Raw genomic sequence first — 9,061 nt, 5'->3', positions numbered from 1 at the left:
GCAATCGGCGGTGTCCGCACTATCGCGCAAAAAAGCACGGCAGTGCGCTGTCTCACTGTATAGCCAGATGACTTGTGTATAACGATGAGAGGGCGAAGGTCCGGTCACACGGAGAGGTGCAACATCCGGTCTCCCTGCAGGGCCTCACCCGGTCTGCGCTTGTTGACGGCCAGTTCGCCGATTCGGATCAACCGGGTGCGTGTCACATTGCGTGTCAGGCCTAGCAGGCTGGCGGTGTGCACCTGATTGTGATGGCAGAACCGATACGCTGCTCTGAGCAGCGCGTCTTCGACCTTCTCATGCAGGGCGCCGGCCTGTTCTTCGAACAGCGTCTGGAATGCCCGGTTCAGCAACTGTTCCGGGGTCTCTTCCTGCTGAGTGTAATCATCCTGGCGCTCGATACGCAGGTTGGACATGCGCAGGTCGTCGCGCTGGATCACCCCGTCACGGCAAACCAGCAGGGTGTGGTGAATCACGTTTTCCAGCTCGCGGATATTGCCGGGCCAGCTGTAGGTTTTCAGCTTGTGCTCGGCTTCCGGGCTGACCCTGACCGGGCCGTTCCTGAGACGCTGGCTGTAGACCTGAATGAAATGCAGCGCCAGCGGCAGGATGTCGCCCGGTCGGTCCCGCAGCGGGCTCAGTTCCAGATTGACCACGTCCAGCCGGTAGTAGAGGTCCTCACGGAAGTGTCCGGCGTTGATGGCTTTCTCTAGCTGCACGTTGGTGGCCGCCAGCACCCGCACATCGATCGGAATGCTCTTGCGCGAACCCAGACGCACCACTTCGCGCTCCTGAAGCACTCGCAGCAATTTGACCTGCAGGCTCATGGGCAGATCGCCGATCTCGTCGAGAAACAGCGTGCCGCCATTGGCCTCTTCGAACCAGCCTGCCTTGGCGCCGATAGCACCGGTAAAGGCACCTTTCTCGTGACCGAACAGCTCGGCCTCGATCAGATTTTCGGAAAAGGCTCCGCAGTTGACCGCCACGAATGGCTTGTCGCGGCGGGCGCTGAGGGCATGGACATGACGGGCTACCAGTTCCTTGCCCGTGCCGGTTTCGCCAATGATCAACACACTGGCGTCGCTGGGTGCCACCTGCCTGACGTGCTCCAGCAGGGCTCTGGATTTCGGGTCTTCGAACACCTGCGCCGTGGCCCTGATCGAGGTGGCCAGTGCAGGCGAGTGAGGTAGGGTCAGCAGTTGCACCGACATCACTTGGCCTGCGGCGGCAGGTCGTTGGCGATCATCTCGCCGAACGGGCCGGTCAGGTTGGTGATGCCGCGTCCCGCCAGGCTGGCGTAAGGCTCCGGTAGCAGCGGGAACACCAGTTCGGCAAAGCGATAGGCTTCTTCCAGATGCGGGTAGCCGGAGAAGATGAAGCTCTCGATGCCCAGGTCCGCGTATTCCTTGATGCGCGCCGCCACTTCTTCGGGGTTGCCCACCAGTGCAGTGCCAGCGCCGCCGCGCACCAGACCGACGCCTGCCCACAGGTTCGGTGCGATCTCCAGGTTGTCTCGACGCCCGTCGTGCAGGGCAGCCATGCGGCGCTGTCCTTCGGAGTCGAAACGCGAGAAGGATTTCTGCGCTGCGGCGATGGTGTCGTCACTGATGTGTTCGATCAGCGTGCTCGCGGCCTTCCAGGCTTCTTCGCTGGTCTCGCGGACGATGACGTGCAGGCGAATTCCGAACTTCACGGTCCGGCCCTTGCGTGCCGCGCGTTCCCGCACATCAGCCAGCTTCTGGGCGACGGCGGCTGGAGGCTCGCCCCAGGTCAGGTAAACGTCAACCTGATCGGCAGCCAGGTCGTGGGCCGCGTCGGAAGAACCACCGAAATACAACGGAGGATAGGGTTTCTGGATCGGCGGGTAGAGCGCCTTGGCGTTTTGCACGCGCAGGTGCTTGCCTTCGAAGTCCACAGCTTCGCCTTGCAGGACCCGACGCCAGATTTTCAGGAACTCGTCGGTCACTTCATAGCGTTCACTATGATCGAGGAAGCTGCCATCGCCCCGATTCTCGTCCGGGTCGCCGCCGGTGACGACATTGATCAACAAGCGGCCGCCGGACAGTCGATCCAGCGTTGCCGCCATGCGCGCCGACACGGTTGGAGAAATGATGCCCGGACGAATCGCCACCAGGTACTTGAGCTTTTCAGTGAGCGGCACCAGCGCCGAGGCGATTACCCACGAGTCTTCGCATGAACGCCCGGTGGGAATCAGTACGCCGTAGTAACCCAGATCATCAGCCGCCTGCGCCACCTGCTTGAGGTAATTGAGCGTGACCGGGCGCGCGCCCTTGGTCGTACCCAGATAATGGCCATCGCCGTGAGTCGGAAGAAACCAGAAAACGTTCATGAAAAATCCTTGAGTGGTCGGCCGGGTCAGAGTCGTTGAAGGCAACTGTTGGATCCCGGACAGCAGGTCGACAGCGCCTCGGAGTGACGCCATTTATAGACACTCAGATTTATTCCGTAAAAGAACGTTAATCCATATTTTTAGACTCTTAGGTTATATAAATAAAAGTCAGACCTTCGGGTGCCTCGCTTACACCGCTCTGGCGCTCGTCTGCCGGCCGAAACTTTGCCCACCCCGGCCTGTCACCTTTTTAAGTTCAGAGGGAGTCAGGCAATGGCAAGGGCAATCTGGAAGGGCGCGATCAGTTTCGGGCTGGTGCATATACCGGTGGCACTGATTTCGGCGACATCATCGAAAGGTGTCGATTTTGACTGGCTCGACAAGCGCAGCATGGATCCGGTGGGCTACAAGCGCATCAACAAGGTCACCGGCAAGGAAGTGTCCAGCGAGAACATCGTCAAGGGCGTCGAGTACGAGAAAGACCGTTACGTGGTGCTCAGCGAGCAGGAGATCCGTGCTGCGCATCCCAAGTCCACGCAAACCATCGATATCTTCGGCTTCGTCGACAGCCAGCAGATTCCCTTGCAGAACATCGACACCCCTTACTTTCTGACCCCCGACAAGCGCGGCGAAAAGGTCTACGCCCTGCTGCGCGAGACGTTGCACGACACCAAAAAAGTAGCGCTGGCCAATGTGGTGCTGCACACCAAGGAGCATCTGGCTGCCGTCATGCCGCTGGCTTCAGCGCTGGTCATGGTGATCCTGCGCTGGCCCGCCGATGTGCGCGAGCTCGATGATCTGGACCTGAGCGATGCGGTCACCGACGTGCAGTTGAACAAGAGCGAGCGCGATATGGCCAAGCGTCTGGTCAAGGACATGAGTGCCGACTGGACGCCGGAAGACTACCGCGACACCTTTCAGGACAAAATCATGCAACTGGTCGAGACCAAGGCAAAAGAGGGCAAGATCCAGGACCTTGAAACCGATCAGGGCGAGGAAGAGCGCAAGAGCGCCGATGTCATCGATCTGACCGACCTGTTGCGCCGCAGCCTGGCGGGCAAGGGCGGCGCCAGCAAGAGCAAGGCGAGCAAACCTGCGACCAAGGCCAAGGCGTCCGCCAGCGAATCCGCCAAGTCCAAGGCGCCCGACACCAAAGAACCCGCCAAGCGCCGTGCGCCGGCTCGCAAGAAAACCAGCAAGGCCTCCTGAGCCGTACGGAGACATTGACCATGGCCAAGCCTGTCAGCGAATACACGCGCAAACGCAACTTCGACATCACCTCGGAGCCTGCCGAGGCGGGCAGTAAAATGCGCTCGGCAAAGGCTCATGCGTTGAGCTTCGTCATTCAGAAGCACGACGCGAGCCACCTGCATTACGATTTCCGTCTTGAGCTGGACGGCACGCTCAAAAGCTGGGCGGTGCCCAAGGGGCCGAGCCTTGATCCGACCCAGAAACGCCTGGCGGTGCATGTCGAGGATCACCCGCTGGGTTACGCCAGTTTCGAAGGCAGCATTCCCAAGGGGCAGTATGGCGGTGGCGACGTCATTGTCTGGGACCGTGGCGTCTGGGAGCCGCATGGCGACCCGCGCAAGACCTACGCTGAGGGCAAACTCAAGTTCACGCTGATCGGCGAAAAGCTCACCGGTGACTGGGCACTGGTGCGTACCCGGCTCAAGGGCAGCGGCAGCAAGGAGCAGTGGCTGCTGATCAAGGAAAAGGATTCGGTCGCCCGGCCTGCCGACGAATACGACATCATCGAGCAACAGCCGCAGAGCGTGATCAGCGGTGCGCATGTCGGCGTCGGACGGGTTCCGGCATCGAAGGCCAAACCCCGGTCGACAAAGACCAAAACCGATACGGCACCGGCCAAACCTTCCCGCATGTCTTCCCGCACCAAGGCAAAGGCCGCGCTTCCCGAATTGCTTACCCCGCAACTCGCTACATTGGTGGACGCGCCCCCTGCGGGTGAATGGCTGTACGAAATCAAGTTCGACGGCTATCGCATCCTGACGCGTATTCAGGGCGATGACGTGCGGCTTTTTACCCGCAACGGCCACGACTGGACCGAGCGGCTGCCCGAGCTGGCCAAGGCGATCAAGGCGCTGAAACTGCAGGACACCTGGTTCGATGGCGAAGTCGTGGTGCTCAACGACCAGGGGCTGCCGGATTTTCAGGCGTTGCAGAATGCCTTTGAAATCGGTCGCAGCAAGGACATTCTCTATTACCTGTTCGACATGCCGTATCTGACTGGTGAGGACCTGCGTGAGGTGCCCATCGAGCAGCGCCGCGATGCGCTCAAACAGGTGCTCGGTAAACAGCGCAGTCGTCTGTTGCGTTTCTCCGATGCGTTTCGCTCGGGGCACAAGGACATCGTCGAAAGCGCCAGCGCGATGGGGCTGGAGGGCGTGATCGGCAAGCGGGCCGGCAGTCTGTATGTCAGCAAGCGCAACGCCGACTGGATCAAGCTCAAATGTCGGCTGCGTCAGGAGTTCGTGATCGTCGGTTACACCGCGCCGCAGGGCAGTCGCTCGGCGTTCGGCGCCTTGCTGCTGGCGGTCAATGATGATGACGGTCTGGTCTATGCAGGGCGGGTCGGCACCGGTTTCACCAGTCAGACCCTCAAACAGTTGCACGATCAGTTGCAGCCGCTGGAGCGCGATACCTCGCCGCTCGACAAGAAGCTCACCTCGGCACAGGCGCGGGGTGTGCAGTGGGTAGAACCGCGACTGATCTGCGAGGCCGAATTCGCGGAGTGGACGCGGGAAGGCATTCTGCGTCAGGCAGCTTTCGTAGGATTGCGCAGCGACAAACCCGCCAGTGAGGTGGTGCGTGAGTACCCTCAGCCAGCCGACATTGCCAGCCGCCCCAAAGCTGCCAAGGGTGCTAAAGCGAAGGCTGCGCAGACTCCAGTTGCGAGCAAGACGGCGCGAGGCAAGGTCAATGTCGCGAGTGTCGGCATCAGCCATTCGGATCGAGTGATCGACAGCAAGAGCGGCACGCAGAAGATCGAACTGGCCCAGTTTTATGAATCGATTGCCGACTGGATCCTGCCGTATCTGAACAATCGCCCCGTCGCGCTGCTGCGCTGCCCCGAGGGTATCGACGGCGAGCAATTCTTTCAGAAACACTCCGAGCGCCTGGCGATTCCCCATATCCGGCAACTGGATCGCAAGCTTGATCCGGGCCACGCCGCGCTGATGGAAATCGACACGGTTCAGGCCCTGGTCGGTGCCGCGCAAATGGGCGCCATCGAGTTTCATACCTGGGGGTCGACCAGCGATCGCATCGAAACGCCTGACCACCTGGTGCTCGACCTTGACCCGGATCCGGCCTTGCCCTGGCGCAGCATGATCGAGGCCACACAAATGGTGCTGGCGGTGCTTGAAGAGCTTGGGCTTGACGCCTTTCTGAAAACCAGCGGCGGCAAAGGCATGCACATTATCGTGCCGCTCGCCCGGCATGCCGACTGGGATACGGTCAAAGGCTTCGCCAAAGCCATCGCCGAGTTCGTGACCCAACAGCTGCCCGAGCGTTTCACCGCCACCATGGGCCCGAAAAACCGCGTCGGCCGCATTTTCGTCGACTACCTGCGTAACAGCCGCGGCGGCAGTACGGTCACCGCCTATTCGGTTCGTGCCCGGCCCGGGCTTCCCGTTTCGGTGCCGATAGCGCTCGATGAGCTGGCGGGGCTAACGTCCTCGGCTCAATGGGACGTCACCAATCTGGAGCAACGTCTGCGTGAATTGAAAGGCGATCCGTGGGCGGGTTACCGTAATCGGCAGAAAATCACGCAAAAGATGTGGAAGCAGTTGGGGGCCAAGCGGTCCTGAACACTCAAAATGAAGCACGTGCAGGACAGATAAGGAGAACGTCATGACGCCACCCCATCACCTGACCCGCAGAAGACTGCTCACCCTGGCGGCAGGTGTCGGCGCCGCACTGGTGTTCGACACTGCTGCCGGTGACCAGAAACCGCCGACGCTGCCATCGCCGTCCGACCCTTCATCACTTCCCTCAAAACTGACATCCGGAGGCAAGACCATGCAGACCCGAGCGATTCCCTCCAGCAATGAACCGCTGCCTGTCGTTGGCCTTGGCACTTATCGCGGTTTTGATGTGGCCACTTCCAGCCCGGCCTACAAGCAGCTGCGCCCGGTTCTCGACGCGTTGTTCGCGGCAGGCGGCAGTGTGGTCGACAGCTCGCCCATGTACGGGCGCGCCGAGCAGACCACCGGGGAATTACTGTCGATTCATGAGCCGCGATCTCCTGCGTTTCTGGCAACCAAGGTCTGGACGCGGGGACGTAGCGAAGGCATCGCGCAGATGGAGGAGTCGTTCAAGCTGCTGCAGACTGACCGGATCGACCTGATGCAGATTCATAACCTGCTGGACTGGAAGACCCATCTGCCGACATTACGCGAGTGGAAGGAGCAGGGCCGCATCCGCTACATCGGGATCAGCCACTACACCTCGAGCGCTTATGCTGACGTGGAAGCGGTGCTCAAGAGCGAGCCACTGGATTTTCTACAGATCAACTATGCTCTTGACGACCGTGACGTCGAGAAACGGATCCTGCCGCTGTGCAGGGAACGCGGTGTGGCGGTCATCTGCAATCGGCCGTTTGGTGGCGGCGGACTGTTGTCGCGGCTCAAGGACAAGCCTTTACCGGGCTGGGCTGCGCAGGTCGAAGTGAACAGCTGGCCGCAACTGGCGCTTAAATTTCTGCTGGCCAATCCCGCTGTTACCTGTGTGATTCCAGGCACCGGGAACCCGCGTTACATGGCCGAAAACGTCGGCGCCGGGTTTGGCCCGACCCTGACCGATGCGCAGCGTCAGCAGTTGATTGCCCTGGCGGGTTAATCGCAACGGTGTCCGCGAACAACATCGCGAACACCGTCTTGTGCCGTCAGCGTCTTCTACAGAATCCGGTACAGCAGACGCTCGACCCTGACACGACTCACGCGGCGCAAAAACTTGCGCACGCCTTCGGGGTAATTCGCCAGCGTGTCCAGCTCGTCGTATTGGCTGACGCGCTGGGTGTTGCGCATCAGGTGGGTGATCTCTGCTTGTCGCGGCGCAGTCCACTGACCTTGCGGATCATCGATCAGCAGTCCGTTTTCCAGGTCGAGGTTGAACGCGCGCGGGTTCAGGTTGTTGCCGGTCAGCAGGGTATAACGCTGATCGACCCAGATGCCCTTGAGGTGAAAGGTGTTGTCGCCATGCTTCCACAAGTGCACGTTCAAACGGTGCTGGGCAATGGCCTTGCGGTGCTTCTGGGTGAAACGTCGCAGGCTGATCTCATACAGATAGGGCAGGGCAGAGATCACCTTGAACGGTTCGTCCGGGTGGATGAAAAAGTCGTTGGCGGTCTTGTCGCCGATGATGATATCGACATTTACACCGCGCTTGAGCGCCCGGTTGATTTCGCGGGTCACGGCCACCGGCAGATTGAAGTAGGGCGTACAGATGGTCAGCTGGATCTTGCTGGAAGCGATCAGGTCGCAGATGGTGCGGTTCAGACCGTTGCGCGGACCGACGCCCAGCAGCGGCACGACGCGAAACTCACCGCTTTCCTTTTCGCCCGAGGAGGTGTCGTAGGCCGCACGTTTGAGGTTGCTGCGAAAGGCACGAATCTCGCCGCGCAGGCTGCGTGAACTGGGCGGAGACTGCAGGTCCAGGCGATGCACGGCCGGTGAAGGCAGTATTTCGCGCTGCACCAGATCCACGAAGCTGTCTGCCAGCGGTGCGCTCTCGATCAGGTGATAGCGGTCCAGCCGGTACTTGTCGAGCTTGTGCAGGTAGACGTTATTGATGCTGGCGCCACTGTAGATAACGCAGTCATCGATCACGCTGCCCTTGAGGTGCAACACGCCGAAGAGCTCGCGGGTCTGGACCGGTACGCCGTAGATCGGCACTTCCTGGTCGTACTCAAGATTCTGCGCCTGATACCAGGTCGAATTGCCCGGCTGGCGTCCGGCACCGATCAGGCCGCGCTGAGCCCGAAACCAATCGACCAGCACCACCACTTCCAGCTCCGGGCGGGCAGTTTTGGCAGCGTAAAGGGCATCGAGGATTTCCTGGCCCGCTTCATCCTGCTGAAGGTACAGCGCGATGATGTAGATGCGGCGGGTCGCCGAAGCGATCCTTTCCAGCAGGCAGCGCCGGTAGTCGGCGGCAGAGGGGACGATGGAGATTGCATCGCCCGGCAGGGCAAAACCGCGGAGCGCCGCCAGGGTCGAGCGTCGGAAGTTGGACTGCATAGGCCTCTCGATGGGATAACCAACAGCGGCTGAGCTTACACCACACAACGCATCAGGTCGCCGCCAGTGTCCTGTTTCATCTTGTGACCATGCGTTTCAAGGCGTTTCCTGGTCTCGTCGGGTTCTCCGAAACGATGGCGCAAATTGAGCGTTCGACGGACTGCCCCGCATCCTGTGCCATTTGTGACGCAGAGCGTCACGGGCTGCATGCCGACGCAGAGCATCGGCACGATCAGCGTCCTTGAGATCTCTGATCGTTCCCACGGTCCAGCGTGGTAACGCCGCTCAGGACGCTCCGCGTCCGGCCGTGATGTGGCGCAGAGCACTCATCGTTATACACAAGTCACCTGGCTATCCAGCGAAGCTGCGGCACTGATGCGCTTTTGTAGCGCGGTAGCATGAACACCGCAGAACGCGACGTGGGTGAAGGCTGAGTCCTGGCGCTGATTCG

The 9,061-nt window shown here is 60.7% G+C and carries 6 protein-coding genes; 3 read left to right on the top strand and 3 right to left on the bottom strand.

All coding sequences use genetic code 11. The features are described from left to right. Positions 1–104: 104 nt before the first annotated feature. Together QRN20_RS25290 and ssuD are read right to left on the bottom strand one after the other, a co-directional pair. Complete coding sequence (locus QRN20_RS25290) at positions 105–1,211, bottom strand: sigma-54 interaction domain-containing protein (RefSeq protein ID WP_088235530.1); 1,107 nt, start codon at positions 1,209–1,211, stop codon at positions 105–107. Continuing rightward, positions 1,211–2,350: an FMNH2-dependent alkanesulfonate monooxygenase gene (ssuD, locus tag QRN20_RS25285; protein ID WP_004887000.1), complete on the bottom strand. Its 1,140-nt coding sequence runs from the start codon at positions 2,348–2,350 to the stop codon at positions 1,211–1,213. Before ssuD ends, QRN20_RS25290 begins: the two co-directional genes overlap by 1 nt. Before the next feature lie 273 nt (positions 2,351–2,623). Here ssuD and ku point away from each other — a divergent pair, with 273 nt between their 5' ends. From ku to QRN20_RS25270, 3 genes are read left to right on the top strand one after another with little or no spacing between them, the layout of a single operon-like run. Next, entirely contained in the window at positions 2,624–3,559 is a 936-nt protein-coding gene (gene ku, locus QRN20_RS25280; protein WP_025995891.1) for a non-homologous end joining protein Ku, read from the top strand. A 20-nt stretch (positions 3,560–3,579) separates the two neighbouring features. Beyond that, entirely contained in the window at positions 3,580–6,180 is a 2,601-nt protein-coding gene (gene ligD / locus QRN20_RS25275) for a DNA ligase D (RefSeq protein WP_122570205.1), read from the top strand. A 43-nt stretch (positions 6,181–6,223) separates the two neighbouring features. Beyond that, positions 6,224–7,210, top strand: a complete 987-nt coding sequence (locus QRN20_RS25270; RefSeq protein ID WP_029241256.1) for an aldo/keto reductase — start codon at positions 6,224–6,226, stop codon at positions 7,208–7,210. 56 nt (positions 7,211–7,266) lie between these two features. On the opposite strand, the gene pssA is transcribed toward QRN20_RS25270, so the two are convergent. Beyond that, a complete protein-coding gene (gene pssA / locus QRN20_RS25265; protein WP_029241257.1) occupies positions 7,267–8,610 on the bottom strand; it encodes a CDP-diacylglycerol--serine O-phosphatidyltransferase in 1,344 nt (447 codons plus the stop codon). Positions 8,611–9,061: the final 451 nt, after the last annotated feature.

It is taken from the genome of Pseudomonas sp. fls2-241-TYG-175, from assembly GCF_030209155.1.
GTDB lineage: Bacteria > Pseudomonadota > Gammaproteobacteria > Pseudomonadales > Pseudomonadaceae > Aquipseudomonas > Aquipseudomonas viridiflava.
This window is presented reverse-complemented; position numbering and strand designations above follow the sequence as displayed.

What these genes read in the sequence shown, in the direction of transcription:
- ssuD (WP_004887000.1), bottom strand. Translation starts at nt 2,350, where the DNA reads ATGAACGTTTTCTGGTTTCTTCCGACTCACGGCGATGGCCATTATCTG.
- QRN20_RS25290 (WP_088235530.1), bottom strand. Translation starts at nt 1,211, where the DNA reads ATGTCGGTGCAACTGCTGACCCTACCTCACTCGCCTGCACTGGCCACC.
- pssA (WP_029241257.1), bottom strand. Translation starts at nt 8,610, where the DNA reads ATGCAGTCCAACTTCCGACGCTCGACCCTGGCGGCGCTCCGCGGTTTT.
- QRN20_RS25270 (WP_029241256.1), top strand. Translation starts at nt 6,224, where the DNA reads ATGACGCCACCCCATCACCTGACCCGCAGAAGACTGCTCACCCTGGCG.
- ku (WP_025995891.1), top strand. Translation starts at nt 2,624, where the DNA reads ATGGCAAGGGCAATCTGGAAGGGCGCGATCAGTTTCGGGCTGGTGCAT.
- ligD (WP_122570205.1), top strand. Translation starts at nt 3,580, where the DNA reads ATGGCCAAGCCTGTCAGCGAATACACGCGCAAACGCAACTTCGACATC.